This is a genomic window from Streptomyces chromofuscus (assembly GCF_015160875.1).
GTDB classification, from domain to species: Bacteria; Actinomycetota; Actinomycetes; order Streptomycetales; family Streptomycetaceae; genus Streptomyces; species Streptomyces chromofuscus.
The window spans coordinates 6,121,718-6,137,300 of sequence record NZ_CP063374.1; the positions used below are offsets into that span (position 1 = coordinate 6,121,718).

General features: G+C 70.9%; 14 protein-coding genes. 6 read left to right on the top strand and 8 right to left on the bottom strand.

Features of this window, described 5'->3' with window-relative positions; translation table 11 throughout:
• Positions 1-192 precede the first annotated feature (192 nt).
• Both IPT68_RS27605 and IPT68_RS27610 read left to right on the top strand, forming a co-directional pair.
• Positions 193-1,740: an RNA polymerase sigma factor gene (locus tag IPT68_RS27605; RefSeq protein ID WP_265583827.1), complete on the top strand. Its 1,548-nt coding sequence runs from the start codon at positions 193-195 to the stop codon at positions 1,738-1,740.
• 172 nt (positions 1,741-1,912) lie between these two features.
• Complete coding sequence (locus tag IPT68_RS27610) at positions 1,913-2,827, top strand: S1 family peptidase (RefSeq protein ID WP_189698559.1); 915 nt, start codon at positions 1,913-1,915, stop codon at positions 2,825-2,827.
• Positions 2,828-2,932: 105 nt separating this feature from the next.
• Here IPT68_RS27610 and IPT68_RS27615 read toward each other — a convergent pair whose 3' ends face one another.
• A complete protein-coding gene (locus tag IPT68_RS27615) occupies positions 2,933-3,163 on the bottom strand; it encodes a DUF7455 domain-containing protein (protein ID WP_189698560.1) in 231 nt (76 codons plus the stop codon).
• 441 nt (positions 3,164-3,604) lie between these two features.
• Between IPT68_RS27615 and IPT68_RS27620 the strand changes: the two genes are divergently transcribed.
• The 3 genes from IPT68_RS27620 to IPT68_RS27630 all read left to right on the top strand — a co-directional run bounded on the left by IPT68_RS27620 (position 3,605) and on the right by IPT68_RS27630 (position 7,886).
• Positions 3,605-5,728: a DNA gyrase/topoisomerase IV subunit B gene (locus tag IPT68_RS27620; protein ID WP_189698561.1), complete on the top strand. Its 2,124-nt coding sequence runs from the start codon at positions 3,605-3,607 to the stop codon at positions 5,726-5,728.
• Positions 5,729-5,838: 110 nt separating this feature from the next.
• Entirely contained in the window at positions 5,839-6,297 is a 459-nt protein-coding gene (locus IPT68_RS27625) for a DUF485 domain-containing protein (RefSeq protein ID WP_189698562.1), read from the top strand.
• The gene (locus IPT68_RS27630) at positions 6,294-7,886 is read left to right on the top strand and encodes a solute symporter family protein (protein ID WP_189698563.1); all 1,593 of its coding nucleotides are present in this window, start codon (positions 6,294-6,296) and stop codon (positions 7,884-7,886) included. Before IPT68_RS27625 ends, IPT68_RS27630 begins: the two co-directional genes overlap by 4 nt.
• 153 nt (positions 7,887-8,039) lie before the next feature.
• On the opposite strand, the gene IPT68_RS27635 is transcribed toward IPT68_RS27630, so the two are convergent.
• The 4 genes from IPT68_RS27635 to IPT68_RS27650 form a co-directional block, all read right to left on the bottom strand.
• Positions 8,040-8,720: a response regulator gene (locus IPT68_RS27635; protein WP_189698564.1), complete on the bottom strand. Its 681-nt coding sequence runs from the start codon at positions 8,718-8,720 to the stop codon at positions 8,040-8,042.
• Entirely contained in the window at positions 8,717-10,390 is a 1,674-nt protein-coding gene (locus IPT68_RS27640) for a sensor histidine kinase (protein WP_189698565.1), read from the bottom strand. The genes IPT68_RS27635 and IPT68_RS27640 overlap by 4 nt, the downstream gene beginning before the upstream one ends.
• 164 nt (positions 10,391-10,554) lie before the next feature.
• The gene (locus tag IPT68_RS27645; RefSeq protein ID WP_189698566.1) at positions 10,555-11,514 is read right to left on the bottom strand and encodes a sucrase ferredoxin; all 960 of its coding nucleotides are present in this window, start codon (positions 11,512-11,514) and stop codon (positions 10,555-10,557) included.
• A gap of 54 nt (positions 11,515-11,568) precedes the next feature.
• Entirely contained in the window at positions 11,569-12,825 is a 1,257-nt protein-coding gene (locus IPT68_RS27650; RefSeq protein WP_189698567.1) for a citrate synthase, read from the bottom strand.
• A gap of 112 nt (positions 12,826-12,937) precedes the next feature.
• Between IPT68_RS27650 and IPT68_RS27655 the strand changes: the two genes are divergently transcribed.
• Positions 12,938-14,104 (top strand): citrate synthase, encoded by a 1,167-nt coding sequence (locus tag IPT68_RS27655; protein WP_189698746.1) that lies wholly within the window; start codon positions 12,938-12,940, stop codon positions 14,102-14,104.
• 152 nt (positions 14,105-14,256) lie between these two features.
• Here the strand turns inward: IPT68_RS27655 and IPT68_RS34660 are convergent, their stop codons facing one another.
• The 3 genes from IPT68_RS34660 to IPT68_RS27665 all read right to left on the bottom strand — a co-directional run bounded on the left by IPT68_RS34660 (position 14,257) and on the right by IPT68_RS27665 (position 15,417).
• Entirely contained in the window at positions 14,257-14,391 is a 135-nt protein-coding gene (locus tag IPT68_RS34660; RefSeq protein WP_265583828.1) for a hypothetical protein, read from the bottom strand.
• A 7-nt stretch (positions 14,392-14,398) separates the two neighbouring features.
• A complete protein-coding gene (locus IPT68_RS27660) occupies positions 14,399-14,638 on the bottom strand; it encodes a hypothetical protein (protein ID WP_189698568.1) in 240 nt (79 codons plus the stop codon).
• Positions 14,639-14,856: 218 nt separating this feature from the next.
• Positions 14,857-15,417, bottom strand: coding sequence for a DUF6082 family protein (locus IPT68_RS27665; protein WP_189698569.1), 561 nt, complete (start codon positions 15,415-15,417; stop codon positions 14,857-14,859).
• Positions 15,418-15,583 lie beyond the last annotated feature (166 nt).

The following is a 15,583-nucleotide window of genomic DNA, read 5'->3' on the forward strand; positions in this document are numbered from 1 at the left end:
GCGTAACGCTCGTGGAAACAACGCGATGACCTAAGAGGTGACCGCCGAGAAGGGAACACGGACGCTGTGCAAGGCGTTCTGGCTCTTCCCGGCCCCCGCCCGCGCCGTCGGCCCATCCCCAAGCCGGCGGTCGGCTCCTGTCCGTCGTGGACGGGGCCGGAAGTCGTTTTCCAACGTTCCGAGAGGTTGTTCGTGTCGGCCAGCACATCCCGTACGCTCCCGCCGGAGATCGCCGAGTCCGTCTCTGTCATGGCGCTCATTGAGCGGGGAAAGGCTGAGGGGCAGATCGCCGGCGATGACGTGCGTCGGGCCTTCGAAGCTGACCAGATTCCGGCCACTCAGTGGAAGAACGTACTGCGCAGCCTCAACCAGATCCTCGAGGAAGAGGGTGTGACGCTGATGGTCAGTGCCGCAGAACCCAAGCGCACCCGCAAGAGCGTCGCAGCGAAGAGTCCGGCCAAGCGCACCGCCACCAAGACGGTCCCGGCGAAGACAGCGGCCGCCCGCAAGGCCTCCGCCACCACGGCCGCTCCGGCCGCGCCCGCCGTCGACGATCCGGCCGAGGAAGTCGCACCCGCGAAGAAGGGCGCTGCCAAGAAGACGGCCGCCAAGAAGGCGGCCGCGAAGAAGACCGTCGCGGCCAAGAAGACGGCCGCGCCGGCGAAGAAGACCACCGCCGCCAAGAAGGACGACGTCGAGCTGCTCGACGAGGAGGTGCTGGAGGAGCCCAAGGGAGCCACGGAGGAGCCCGAGGGTGCCGAGAGCGCCGGCTTCGTGCTGTCCGACGAGGACGAGGACGACGCGCCCGCCCAGCAGGTCGCGGCGGCCGGCGCCACCGCCGACCCCGTCAAGGACTACCTGAAGCAGATCGGAAAGGTCCCCCTGCTCAACGCCGAGCAGGAGGTGGAACTGGCCAAGCGCATCGAGGCGGGTCTGTTCGCCGAGGACAAGCTGGCCAACTCCGACAAGCTGGCGCCGAAGCTCAAGCGCGAGCTGGAGATCATCGCCGAGGACGGCCGCCGCGCCAAGAACCACCTGCTGGAGGCCAACCTCCGTCTGGTGGTCTCCCTGGCCAAGCGCTACACCGGCCGCGGCATGCTCTTCCTGGACCTGATCCAGGAGGGCAACCTCGGTCTGATCCGCGCGGTGGAGAAGTTCGACTACACCAAGGGCTACAAGTTCTCCACGTACGCCACCTGGTGGATCCGTCAGGCGATCACCCGCGCGATGGCCGACCAGGCCCGCACCATCCGTATCCCGGTGCACATGGTCGAGGTCATCAACAAGCTCGCGCGTGTGCAGCGTCAGATGCTCCAGGACCTGGGCCGCGAGCCCACCCCGGAGGAGCTGGCCAAGGAGCTCGACATGACCCCGGAGAAGGTCATCGAGGTCCAGAAGTACGGCCGTGAGCCGATCTCCCTGCACACCCCGCTGGGTGAGGACGGCGACAGCGAGTTCGGTGACCTCATCGAGGACTCCGAGGCCGTCGTTCCGGCCGACGCGGTCAGCTTCACGCTCCTCCAGGAGCAGCTGCACTCCGTGCTCGACACCCTGTCCGAGCGCGAGGCGGGCGTCGTCTCCATGCGCTTCGGTCTCACCGACGGTCAGCCGAAGACCCTCGACGAGATCGGCAAGGTGTACGGCGTGACGCGCGAGCGCATCCGCCAGATCGAGTCCAAGACCATGTCGAAGCTGCGCCACCCGTCTCGTTCGCAGGTGCTGCGCGACTACCTGGACTAGGTCGTCCGTACGACGTGAAGGCCCGGTACCCCGCAGGGGTGCCGGGCCTTTCGTCGGAGCGGGTGCTGCGCGGGCCGTGCAAGCGCAGGCGGCCCGTGCCGAGCGGGTGCGGGCCGTAGCGGCCTGGATCACTCTGGGTGTCTCACGCACACCCCAGAGTGAGGAGTACGCCATGCGTCGTCCCTTCGTCCGGGCGCTGGCCCGGCCGCTGGTCCTGGCGGCCGCCGCGGCCGCGATACCGCTGGTCTCCACCGCCCCCGCAGCCGCGGACGGCATAGTCGTCGGCGGCTTCCCGATCGATGCCGCGGAGAGTCCCTGGACGGTGGCGCTGTCCAGCCGTGACCGGTTCGGGGGTACGCGGTCCGGGCAGTTCTGCGGGGCGGTCGCGGTGGGCCGGACCACTGTCCTGACCGCGGCGCACTGCCTGGGCGAGGACGTCCTCGGCATGCCGGCGGGCCAGGTGCGCGACCTCAAGGTCGTCGTGGGCCGCACGGACCTGCGCTCGGACGAAGGGCAGGAGATCCCCGTGCGCGAGACATGGGTGAACCCCGCCTACGACGGCGTCAGCAACGCCGGGGACTTCGCGGTGCTCACCCTCGCCGGGCAACTGCCGGAGAACGCGGTGATCGGGATGGCCGGGCCGGGTGACGCCGCGTACGCGTCCGACACCCCCGCCACGGTCTACGGCTGGGGTGATGTCACCGGCGCCGGCGACTACCCGTACGGCCTGCGCGCGGCACGCGTGCGCGTGCTGTCGGACGCGCTGTGCGAGCGGGCGTATCCGGGCAGTGCCGACGGCACCTACCGCGCGGACAGCATGCTGTGCGCGGGGGAGCGGGTGGGTGGCCGGGACGCCTGCCAGGGGGACAGCGGCGGTCCGCTGGTCGCCCAGGGGCGGCTGATCGGCCTGGTGTCATGGGGCAGCGGTTGCGGGCGCCCCGGCAGCCCGGGCGTCTACACGCGGGTGTCCGACGCCTTGCGGAAGCTGGGCTGGGAGCACGTCGCTCAGAAGCCGAAGGCCGGTTCCAAGGCCTCGCGGGGCGAGGCAGCGGAAAAGCTGCCCGAAGCGCCCAGGAGGGCGTCCTGACAGCGCCTCGGTAGCGCATTGGGGGACGAGGACGGGCGGCCGCCCTGAGAGCAGGGCGGCCGCCCGTTCACCGGTCTGGGCCGGGCTCGTCGTGGACGCGAGGCGTCAGCGCTCTTCTTCCGCAGCGGTGTTGGGGACGGCCGTCAGCCGCTCCGTCTCGTCCTGTATCTCAGCGGCGATCTTCTTGAGTTCCGGCTCGAACTTGCGGCCATGGTGCGCGCAGAAGAGCAGCTCTCCGCCGCTGAGCAGGACGACGCGCAGGTATGCCTGGGCGCCGCAGCGGTCGCACCGATCAGCGGCCGTCAGGTGGCTCGCGGGGGTCAGAACAGTAGTCACGTCGCCTCTTCTCTAGCTCGACGAGCTGTCGTACCAGGGTCAACATCCAACCAGCCCGAAAACGTTCCCGCTCGGGGCTTTTCCTCGAAAAAATCTTCCGAGTCGGCTGTCTGCTGCCCGTTGGCGGCGAATGTGCCGTATCACGTCTCTGTGTGTCTTACGGGTTCGCGCAGTCTGTCGGATTCGGTCCTCCCGGCCGGGTTGCCGGTTGTTCATGAGGACGTGCCCGGAGCCTAAATGGTTCATGCCTCGAAGGGAACGTGATATGTGCTTCACTCCAACGAGGGATCGAACACCCATGCGACCGTGGACTAGTCTGAGTTCCCGGACGAGGGTGGCGTTACAACGGCTCTACCAGGCCTCGGTACCCTCTGAGCGGCTACCGGAGCCGCGCCCTTACCCAGATGGGCCCCATATGAAATTCAGCGAGGAGCGAACCGCGTGACCGCCGAGACGTCCGTGCCGTCCACAGCGCTGCTGGCAGGAGCAGACCGGGACGGTTCCAACTACACCGCTCGGCACCTGCTCGTCCTGGAGGGGCTGGAGGCCGTCCGCAAGCGCCCTGGCATGTACATCGGCTCCACGGACAGCCGCGGCCTGATGCACTGCCTGTGGGAGATCATCGACAACTCCGTGGACGAGGCCCTCGGCGGGTACTGCGACCACATCGAGGTGATCCTCCACGACGACGCCTCGGTGGAGGTGCGCGACAACGGCCGCGGCATCCCGGTCGACGTCGAGCCCAAGACCGGCCTGTCCGGCGTCGAGGTCGTGATGACCAAGCTGCACGCCGGCGGCAAGTTCGGCGGCGGCTCGTACGCCGCGTCCGGCGGTCTGCACGGCGTGGGCGCCTCCGTGGTGAACGCCCTGTCCGCCCGGCTGGACGTCGAGGTCGACCGCGGCGGCCACACCCATGCCATCAGCTTCCGGCGCGGTGTCCCCGGCGCCTTCGCCGCGCTGGGGCCGGACGCGAAGTTCGAGGCCAAGAGCGGCCTGCGCAAGGCCAAGAAGATCCCCAAGACCCGCACCGGCACGCGCGTGCGGTACTGGGCCGACCGCCAGATCTTCCTCAAGGACGCCAAGCTCTCCCTGGAGAACCTGCACCAGCGCGCCCGTCAGACCGCGTTCCTGGTCCCGGGACTGACCATCGTCGTCCGCGACGAGTACGGCCTCGGCGAGGGCGGCAGCAAGGGTGAGGAGTCGTTCCGCTTCGACGGAGGCATCAGCGAGTTCTGCGAGTTCCTGGCCACCGACAAGCCCGTCTGCGACACCCTCCGCTTCAGCGGACACGGCACCTTCAAGGAGACGGTCCCCGTCCTCGACGAGCACGGGCAGATGACCCCCACCGAGGTCACCCGGGAACTCGGCGTGGACGTCGCGCTGCGCTGGGGCACCGGCTACGAGACCACGCTCAGGTCGTTCGTCAACATCATTGCCACGCCCAAGGGCGGCACCCATGTCGCCGGCTTCGAGCAGGCCGTCACCAAGACGGTCAACGAGGTGCTGCGCGCCAAGAAGATGCTCCGGGTCGCCGAGGACGACGTCGTCAAGGACGACGCCCTGGAGGGCCTCACCGCGGTCGTCACCGTCCGTCTCGCGGAGCCGCAGTTCGAGGGGCAGACCAAGGAGGTGCTCGGCACCTCGGCGGCCCGCCGCATCGTGAACAACGTGATCTCCAAGGAGCTCAAGGCCTTCCTGACCGCCACCAAGCGGGACGCCGCCCAGCAGTCCCGCGTGGTCCTGGAGAAGATCGTCGCCGCCGCGCGCACCCGCATCGCCGCGCGCCAGCACAAGGACGCGCAGCGCCGGAAGACGGCGCTGGAGTCCTCGTCGCTGCCGGCCAAGCTCGCCGACTGCCGCAGTGACGACGTGGACCGCAGCGAGCTGTTCATCGTCGAGGGCGACTCCGCGCTCGGCACCGCCAAGCTGGCGCGCAACTCCGAGTTCCAGGCGCTGCTGCCGATCCGCGGCAAGATCCTCAACGTGCAGAAGTCGTCCGTGACGGACATGCTGAAGAACGCCGAGTGCGGCGCGATCATCCAGGTCATAGGGGCCGGCTCGGGCCGGACCTTCGACCTCGACGCGGCCCGCTACGGCAAGATCATCATGATGACGGACGCCGATGTGGACGGCTCCCACATCCGCTGCCTGCTCCTGACGCTCTTCCAGCGCTACATGCGCCCGATGGTCGAGGCCGGCCGGGTGTTCGCCGCGGTGCCGCCGCTGCACCGGATCGAGATCGTCCAGCCCAAGAAGGGTCAGGACAAGTACGTCTACACGTACTCGGACCGCGAGCTGCGCGACAAGCTCATGGAGTTCCAGAGCAAGGGCGTCCGCTACAAGGACTCGATCCAGCGCTACAAGGGCCTCGGCGAGATGGACGCCGACCAGCTGGCCGAGACCACCATGGACCCGCGCCACCGCACCCTGCGCCGCATCAACCTCGCCGACCTGGACGCCGCGGAACAGGTCTTCGACCTGCTGATGGGCAACGACGTCGCCCCGCGCAAGGAGTTCATCTCCAACTCGGCGGCGACCCTGGACCGCTCGCGCATCGACGCGTAGGAGCGGGTCTCGGGCCGAGGCCGCGGCCACCAGCGGTTCGTGTCACCTGATGGGGTGAAGAGCGGGAAGAAGAAGAGTCACGGATCTTCCCGCTCTGTCCATGCTTGGGCATGCACTCAAGCAACGGTCGCCCTGTGCAGTACGACGACCCCTGGTACGACGCCACTGCCTCCGGCTGGAGCGAGCCGACCGTCCCGGCCGCGCCCGTGCCACCCGCGCGGGACGAGGTCCCGGCTGCCGGCGACGTCTACCTCGAAGTGCACCGCGGCGCCGCCTTCCAGGAGGTGCGCAGCCGCTACCTGAGATTCGTGGTGCCGGCGGTGACCGGCTTCTTCGTCTGGTACGTGGCGTACGTCGTCGCCGCCACGGTCGCGCCCGGAGTGATGGCGCGGCCCGTGGTGGGTGCGGTGAACGTGGCGATGCTGGCCGGACTCGGGCAGTTCCTCACCACCTTCCTACTCACCTGGGCCTACGCCCGGCACGCGCGACTGCGCCGGGACCGGGCCGCGCTCGAACTGCGCTGGGACACCCAGGAACTGACGCGCGGCCTTCGCGGCGGTGCGTCGTGACGGGTGATCACCAGACTCTGGCGGTGCTGCTGTTCAGCGCGTTCGTCGCCGTCACCCTCGGGATCACCACCTGGGTGAGCCGCAATCGGCAGGGTTCGGCGGAGGAGTTCTACGCCGGCGGACGGTTGTTCTCTCCCATGGAGAATGGTTTTGCCATCGCGGGCGACTACATGTCCGCGGCCTCCTTCCTGGGCATCTCCGGGCTCATCGCGCTGTTCGGCTACGACGGGATGCTGTACTCCGTGGGCTTCCTGGTCGCCTGGCTCGTCGTCTTGCTGCTGGTCGCCGAACTCGTGCGCAACTGCGGCAGGTTCACGCTCGCCGACGTCGTCGCCGCGCGGATGCGGGAGCGACCGGTGCGGATCGCGGCGGGAACCTCCTCGGTCACCGTGTCCGTTCTGTATCTGGTGGCGCAGATGGTGGGCGCGGGCAGTCTGGTCGCGCTGCTGCTGGGCGGGACGAGCGAGGCGGCGCGGTCCTGGACGGTCATCGGCGTCGGGGCGCTGATGGTGATCTATGTGTCGTTGGGAGGGATGCGGGCCACCACGTGGATCCAGATCGTGAAGGCGGTCCTGCTGATGGGCGGGGCGATCGCCCTGACCGCGCTCGTCCTGGCCCGGTTCCACGGGGACTTCGACCAGCTGCTGCGCACCGCGGCCGCGCGCAGCGGCCAGGGCGATGCGTTCCTCGCACCGGGACTGAAGTACGGCGGTGACTGGACCGCCCGCTTCGACTTCATCAGCCTCGGGCTCGCCCTGGTGCTGGGAACGGCCGGGCTGCCGCACATCCTGTCCCGGTTCTACACCGTGCCGACCGCGCGGGCGGCACGGCGTTCGGTGGTGTGGGCGATCGGGCTGATCGGCGGCTTCTACCTGATGACGATCGTCCTCGGGTTCGGCGCGGCCGCCATCGTCGGACCGGGCGCCGTACGAGCGTCGAACGCGGCCGGGAACACGGCGGTGCCGCTGCTGGCACTCGACCTGGGCGGAGGGTTGGGCTCCACGGGAGGGACGGTTCTGTTCGCGATCGTCGCCGCCATCGCCTTCGCCACCATCCTCGCCGTGGTGGCCGGCATCACCCTGGCCTCCTCGGCGTCCGTCGCGCACGACCTGTACGCGTCACTGCGGCGCGGGAACTCGGGGCCGCGCGGCGAGGTGACCGTGGCACGCGTCGCCGCGGTGGGCATCGGCGTGGTCGCGATCGCCCTCGGCCTGCTCGCGCGCGAACTGAACGTCGCCTTCCTGGTGGGCCTCGCCTTCGCCGTCGCCGCGTCGGCCAACCTGCCCGTGCTGCTCTACTCGCTGTTCTGGCGGGGCTTCACCACGCGCGGCGCCGTGTGGGCCGTCTACGGCGGGCTGGTCCCGGCCATGGCGCTCGTGGCGCTGTCGCCCGTGGTGTCGGGCAGCCCCGAATCGCTGTTCCCCGGCGTCGACTTCCAGTACTTCCCGTTGCAGAACCCGGGCCTCGTCTCGATCCCCCTGGGCTTCCTGGCGGGCTGGCTCGGCACGGTCACCTCGGCGGAGACACCGGACGCCGCCAAGCACGCCGAGACGCAGGTGCGGGCGCTGACGGGGGCGGGGGCCGCGTAGGGGTGCTGAGGCGCGGATCGCCCACCGCGTTGGGGCGCAGGACGCGCGTCGCTCAGTCGCTCTGGGACCCGTGTCGCCCAGTTGCTGAGGGACGCGGGTCGCCCAGTCGCTCTGGGGCGCTCACGCGCGGGTCGCCCTCAGGCGTAGGGACGCTCAGGCGCGGGTCGCCCACACGTAGCGGTGTTCCGGGCGGCCCGCGTCGCCGTACTTGAGGGTCAGCGTGGCCCGTCCCGTGCGCTCCAGCAGCTTCAGATAGCGCTGGGCGGTCTGGCGGCTCACCCCGGTCCGTTCGGCGATCTCCTGGGCCGACAGGGGCCTTTCCGCGTTCATCAGGGACTGCCGTACGAGCTCGGCAGTGGTGGGGGAGTGGCCCTTGGGCAGATCCGGCTCCGTGGTCGCGGAGAGCGCGCCGAAGATGCGGTCCACCTCTGCCTGTTCGGCCTCGCCGCCGCCGTCGAGGGTGCGACGCAGCTCCGCGTACGCCTCCAGCTTGGCGCGCAGTCCCGCGAAGGCGAACGGCTTGACCAGGTACTGCAGCGCGCCCTGCCGCATCGCGGCCTGCACCGTCGAGACGTCGCGCGCCGCCGTGACCATGATCACGTCGGTCTGGTGGCCGCGGCGGCGCATCTCCCGCACCACCGCGAGGCCCGTCTCGTCGGGCAGATAGTGGTCCATGAGCACCAGGTCCACTCGCGGCAGCGCCTCCAGCTGACGCAGCGCCCCGGCCGCGCTGTGCGCCTCCCCGGCGACATGGAAGCCCGGCACCTTCTCGACGTAGGCGGCGTTCACCCGCGCGACCCTGGTGTCGTCGTCCACGACCAGGACCTCGATCATCGCGTCTCCTCCTCGGCGGACCGCTGGACGGACGGGACGGTCAGGGCCGCCTCCGTGCCCGGCTCGGCCAGGGCCTCGGGCAGGACGACGGTGAACTCCGCGCCGCCACCGGCGGCCTCGCCCACCGTCGCGGTACCGCCCTGCCGTTCCGCCAGCCTGCGCACCATGGAGAGCCCTATGCCGCGCTCCCGGTGAGCGGGCGGCTTCTTGGTGGACCACCCCTCGGTGAAGATCAACTCCCGCAGCTCCGGTGCGATACCGGGACCGGTGTCCCGTACCGCGATCACGACGGTACGACCCTCGGTGTACAGCTCCACCTCCACGCGCGCGTGCGGTGTGCCCGCCGCCGCGTCCAGCGCGTTGTCCACCAGGTTGCCCACGACCGTGACCAGTCCCCGGGCGTCGACCAGCCGGTCCGGCAGGCGCGTACGCCCCGACAGGCGCAGGGCGACGCCCCGCTCGGCCGCGACGGTCGCCTTGCCGACCAGCAGCGCGGCGAGCAGCGGGTCCTCGATCTTCTCGGTGACCTGTTCGGCGGTGGCGCGGTGATCGCCCACCACCTCGCCCACGAAGTCGACGGCGTCGTCGTACATCTCCAGCTCCAGCAGTCCGAGGAGCGTGTGCATCCGGTTGGCGTGCTCGTGGTCCTGGGCGCGCAGGGCGTCGATCAGGCCGCGGGTGGAGTCCAGCTCCCTGCCCAGCTGCTCCAGCTCGGTGCGGTCGCGCAGGGTGGCGACGGCGCCGCCGTCGTCGGTGGGCATGCGGTTGGCGACCAGCACGCGCCGGCCGCGCACCGTCAGCAGGTCGGTGCCGGTCACCCGGCCCGCCAGGACGTCGGCCGTACGTCCCTCGCCGAGCGCCTCGTGGGGGGAACGGCCCACGGCCTCGTCCCCGATGCCCAGCAGGCGCTGCGCCTCGTCGTTGAGCAGCCGGACACGCCCCGTGCGGTCCAGGGCGACGACGCCCTCCCGGATGCCGTGCAGCATCGCCTCCCGCTCCGCGAGCAGCCCCGCGATGTCGGAGAACGCAAGGTCCCGGGTCTGCCGCTGCACCCGCCGGGAGATCAGCCACGCGGCCAGCGCACCGACGGCCAGGGCGCCGCCCGCGTACGCCAGCAGCTCGGGGATCGCGTGGATCAGCAGCGCGCGGACACTGTCGTACGCGATGCCCACCGACACCGCCCCGACGATCTCCCCGTCGCCGTCCCGCAGCGGCACCTTCCCGCGCGCGGAGCGGCCCAGGGTGCCCGCGTCGATCTCCATGACCTCCTGGCCGGCGAGCGCTGCGCTGGGGTCGGTCGAGACGTGCCTGCCGATCTGCGAGGGCTCGGTGTGCGACCAGCGCACCCCCCGGCGGTCCATCACCACGACGTACTCGGCCTGCGTGGCCCGCCGGATCCGCTCGGCCTCCCGCTGGACCGGCCCGTCGGCCGTCGCGGGCGTCCTGCGGACGTCCTCGGCGAGCTGCGGCTGCGCCGCGGTGGTCTGGGCGATGGCGAGCGCGCGCCGCATCGCCTGGTCGTCCAGCTGGTCGCCCAGGGGCGCGAGGAACAGCCCGGTCGCGAGCACCGCGACCCCCGCGGCGATCGCCACCTGCATCATCAGCACCTGCGAGAACACCCGGCGGGGCAGACCGAGGCGCAGGCGGCGGGCGGGGGGAGTGGGGCTCATGCCCACGAAGGTACGTGGGGGAGGGGGGTACGCCGAAGACGGGTGGGATCAATGCGGGCAGGGGGCTCCAGGACGCCGACGCGTGGGTCCTCGCCACCTGCCGGGTCCGTGGCAGGACAGGCGGGATGCCCGGCCGGCCATCCCGGCAGCGCGGCCGGGCGGTGTCAGACCGCGAAAGCCGTCGGCGTCAGTTCGCGGACCGCCACCACGTCCATCCGCGCGGGGGCGCCCAGGACCGACACCCCGCAGCTTTCCGGGCGCGGAGGCAGTGACGCGCCCTGGGCGACGCTCACGCGCCAGCGGCGTCCGTCCGCATGGGCGACGGTGACCTCCCAGTGCGGTGCGGCCTCGTCCGCCCGTACGTCGTGTTCGGTCCCCACGACGCTCAGCGCGTCCGCCGCGTACTCGCCGGCCGCGGTGCGCACGGCCAGCTCGGCCGCCTGAGCGGGCCGCTCCCAGGCCGAGCGGCCGCGGCACCCCTCCGTCACGATCCGGCCCTCCTGGACGGCGTGCAGGACGTCCTTGATGGTGTGGGCCTCGGCGCGGCCGTAGGCGTAGCCGTACGGCAGCACGAGCACCGTCGGGGAGAAGCGGTGACCGCCCAGATGGGTGACCTCCCAGATGCCCCCCGTCCCGGAGGCGGCGAGCTCGGTCGCGAGCGGGCGGCCCAGGAGGGCGCAGCAGCGGTCGCGCTTGCCGTTGGTGCAGACGAGCGCCAGCGGAGCACCGGTGTGCGGGCGACCCTGCAGCGCGGCGTCGAAGGTGTGGTGGTCACCCCTGCCGAGTGCGGTGAAGTCGAGGTCCAGCAGCTGCGACGGGTCGGCGGTCGTCGCGGCGTGCAGCCATGAGCCGCCGGGCATGGTGTGGGCCGCGTACACCTGGCGTACGGCGGGCGTGCCGCAGTCGGCGTGGCGTCCGGGGCGGCGGATGAGCGCGATGCGTACGCCCGTGCCGTTCGCGGCTGCTTCCAGGGCTCGGCCCAGGGCGGGGTCCAGGTGGCTCGAGGTGAGGGCCTTGGCACCCCACGGGCCCGGCTGTTCCACCAGGAGCCACGTCCTGGCGGTCGCCGCTGTTCCGGAAACGGGCTCGTGGAGGTCCCGCGAGACGGTTGCGCACCTACTCACAGAGGTGAGCCTAACCTGACTTCGTCCGGGGTGCCCTCCTGACCTCCCTGTGTCCTACTCCGGGAGGGGCTGCGGCGGGCGCGGACCCACGTAGTGACCACTCGGGCGCATCCTCAGGGGCCGCTCCCCGTACTCCTCCAGCGCATGGGCGATCCAGCCGGCCGTACGGGCCACCGCGAAGATCGCCTCGCCCGCGGTGGCGTGCATCCCGCACGCCGTGGTGAGCACGGCAAGGGCGAGGTCGACGTTGGCGTGCAGCGGGGTGTGCCGGGCAGCGGTGGCCACGACGTCCCGGGCGGCGGACAGGGCGGGCTCGGCGTCGGGCATCTCCTGCAGGAGTGCGAACAGGGCACGCGCGCGTGGGTCCTCCCCGGAGTACAGCCGGTGGCCGAGGCCGGGGACCCGGCGGCCCGCCCGCAGCTCCTCAGCGATCACGGGGGCCGCGTCGCCCCGCTCCAGCACCTCCTTGAGCAACCGGTGGGCGAGTCCGCTGGCCGCGCCGTGCAGGGGGCCCTCGGTCACACCGAGCCCGGCCGAGACGGCGGCGTAGGCGTGCGCGCGGGCCGACGCCGCGACGCGCACCGCGAGCGTCGAGGCGGCCAGGTCGTGGTCGACGAGGAGGCCGAGCGCCGTGTCCAGGACCCGCAGCGAGGCATCGTCGGGCTCGCGTCCGCTGAGCCGTGCCCAGAGGCGCTGGGCGAGGGGGCCCTCGTCGCACCGCGTGTGCCGCATCGGGGGCAGGGCGGCCACGAGCGTGGGAATGAGCACGCGCGCGGTGCCCAGGACGGCGTTCTCGGCGAGGTCGAAACGCAGCGGGTCCGCGCTGGCGGCGGCGACCGCGGCGACGCGCAGCCGGTCGGTGGGGCCGCTGTGCTCGGGCAGGGCGCCGACCGCGCGCCGGGCGACCGCGACGGAGGGCTCGGGCGCGGTGAAGGTGATCCCGGGGCGAAGGCGCCCGGTCCACAGCCACTCCGCGATCTCCTCGTAGCTGTGGTGGGCGGCCAGGTCCGTCGCGTCGACGCCCCGGAAGTAGTACCGGTCCTGCTCGATCAGCGTGATGCGGGTGCGCACGGCCGTGTCGGTGGCGGAGGGCGGGCTCCCGGCGCTCTCCCGCCTGTTGCGCCGGGCGAGGGCCTCCACCTCCGCGGCGTCGAAGGTGCTGCCCCGGCCGCCGGGCGTGCGGTGGCTGCTGAGCTGGCCGCGGCTGACGTAGGCGTAGACGGTCTCCGCCTTCACGCCGAGGAGCTCGGCTGCCTCTTTGGTGCTCAGCCGCCGCCCGGGTGGGACGGGGCCGGGGTCTTGAACGCGCATGGGGGTCACCGTAGCTGCCTGGGACGACATATTGAATCAATCAATATTGACAGGAATTCAGTCAACCATGGACAGTCGAATCAAGTCCAGGGAGGAAAACATGTCCGTCAACATGTCCGTCAACAGGTCCGCATACACTCCTGTCGATGTACCGCGGGGGCTCGCGGGCGTCGTCGTGACCGACACGGAGATCGGTGACGTCCGGGGTCTTGAGGGCTTCTACCACTACCGGCAGTACTCGGCCGTCGAACTCGCGCAGACCCGTCCCTTCGAGGACGTCTGGCATCTCCTGATGCACGGTGAACTGCCGGACGCGGCGGGCGCGGCCGCCTTTGCCGCCGAGACGGCCGGGCTGCGGCGGCTGCCGGACGAGGTGTCGGCGGCGCTGCCCGCCGTCGCGGCGGCCGGCGGACGCTCCGGACCGCTCGCCGGGCTGCGCACGGCGCTGTCGCTGCTGGGCGCCGCGAAGGGCTTCCGCCCGCTGTACGACATCGACGCGGACCGGCGGCGTGAGGACACGCTCGTGGCGACCGCTGCCGTACCGGCCGTGCTCGCGGCGCTGTACCGCCTGGGGAAGGGGATGGAGCCGGTTCCGCCCCGCGAGGACCTGTCCTACGCGGCGAATTATCTGTACATGGTGACTGGGGAGGAGCCGGACCCGGAGCGAGCACGTGCGGTCGAGCAGTACCTCATCTCAACCATTGATCACGGGTTCAATGCATCAACCTTCACGGCACGGGTCATCGCGTCGACGGGCGCCGACGTGGCCGCGTGTCTGGTGGGGGCCGTAGGAGCGCTCTCCGGGCCGCTGCACGGAGGGGCCCCGAGCCGGGCGCTGGACACCCTGGACGCGATCGGCACCGTGGACCGCATCGACCCCTGGATCCGGGAACGCGTCCGCGCAGGCGAGCGGATCATGGGCTTCGGTCACCCCGTCTACCGCACGGAGGACCCGCGCTCCCGCATGCTGCGCGGCATCGCCCAGCAGTTCGGTGGGCCGCTGGTGGACTTCGCGACGGAGGTCGAGGGCCGGGTCGAGGCGATCCTCGCCGAACTCAAGCCCGGCCGCGCACTGCACACGAACGTCGAGTTCTACGCCGGCGTCGTCATGGAGTTGTGCGGCCTGCCCCGTGAGATGTTCACCCCGACGTTCGCGGCGGCACGCGTGGTCGGCTGGAGTGCCAACGTCCTGGAACAGTCCCAGGACCCGAAGATCATCCGCCCTGCGGCGCGGTATGTGGGGCCGGGGGCGCCGGTGGAGGTGCCGCGGGCGGCGTGAGCACACCCTCGGCGACGAACGAGGTCCGGCACCAGACCTGGTGCCGGACCCGAAAGCCGAACGGAAGGGTTCGGCCGTGCCGCCTCAGGCCGCGGGTGCCGGGCGGAGCACCCGGGTGGAACGAGGCGAGAGGCGGCCGGCGGGACGCCGGGTTAGGACTGCGGCGGCGGTGGCGGCTGGTCGGAAGGCCGGTTCTTGCGTCGCGGCCATACGGCGATCACGGCTGCGATTCCGGCGAGCAGGCCGCCGACCGCACCGACGAGCGTCGCTATGCTGTCGAGGTCCATGCGTTGCTCACACGTCTGGAATGTCGCGCTTCGCGCGAATCAGCGTTTCGCGGGTCACGACGACGATGCGCTCGTATTCCGCACGCGAAGCGTCGGAGGGCAGATCCGGGTCGAGTGAGTCCGTGGCGTCCCTTCCGATGACGGCGAAGTTTCCGTCGGCCAATTCGAAGATGTCAGGGCAATTGCCTCCTCCAGTACTTCCTCGCTGGCTGGGAGGTACACCGATCCGACGGATGATCTGACTCACTGTTCGTTCCCTTTGGTCCACGACTGAAGATGGGGTGCACAACGGCAGCTGGTGCGAAGGCAGCCTTGTGGGTGCACTCGTCGTCCGGCAGCGTGAGCGACGCTTGTGGGGCCGCTCTGCACGATCAGGCGTGAGTCAACCCCAGTGGCGACTGGGACAACTGACGTATTCATCCGTTCGTTATGGCCCGGGGGTGTGATTCTGGCGGGTACGCGCGGCTACTCCGTCGGCGGTTCTCCGACCACCCACCATTCCTCCGTGTCCGCCTCCTCCAGTTGTCGCAGCAGGTCGTCCACCATGCGCCCCAACTCGGCTTCGTCCGAGTCCTCGGGCAGCGTGGCGCGCTGACCGCGGGTCGCGAACCAGTACTCCCGTACCACGGGGTTCTGCAGGAGTCCGCGGACCCGTCCGAAGAACTCCTCACGGCTCAGGTTGCCGATGCGGTAGTAGAAAAGCAGGTTCGTGTACAGGGCATTGGCGAAGAGGTACTGGCGGCGCTCGAGCGGAGATGCCGGCGCTTCGAAGATGTCCAGCACCTCGGCCAGTTCAGGGCTGTCGATCGCCTTGCTGAGCAGTTCCCAGTGCAAGTTCTGCTGGTTGGCGAGGTTGGCGTGCCGATGTGAGTGAGCCACCTGCGCTTCCAGGCGGTCGAGTCGTGCCTGTACGGCGTTCACCGTGCGGCGTTCCGCGGCCAGGGCGGCGAGGGCTCCTGTCAGCAGACCCAGCCCCGCTGCCGCCGCGGTGCCCAGCCCCCGTGTCCTGCTTTTCCGTGTGGCCATGTCAACCCTCGATTCAGGCGGCCGTCCGCCGGTCGTCGGGGTGCGGGTCGACTGGAGGGGACCGGCGAGCGGTGGGCGGCGCTTGCCGTCTCCCAGGGTGCCGAGCGGCTCTGATCGGCAGGGAGGCGGAGAGGAGGCGCACGGAAGGAAGGGAGGGTCGCACGAA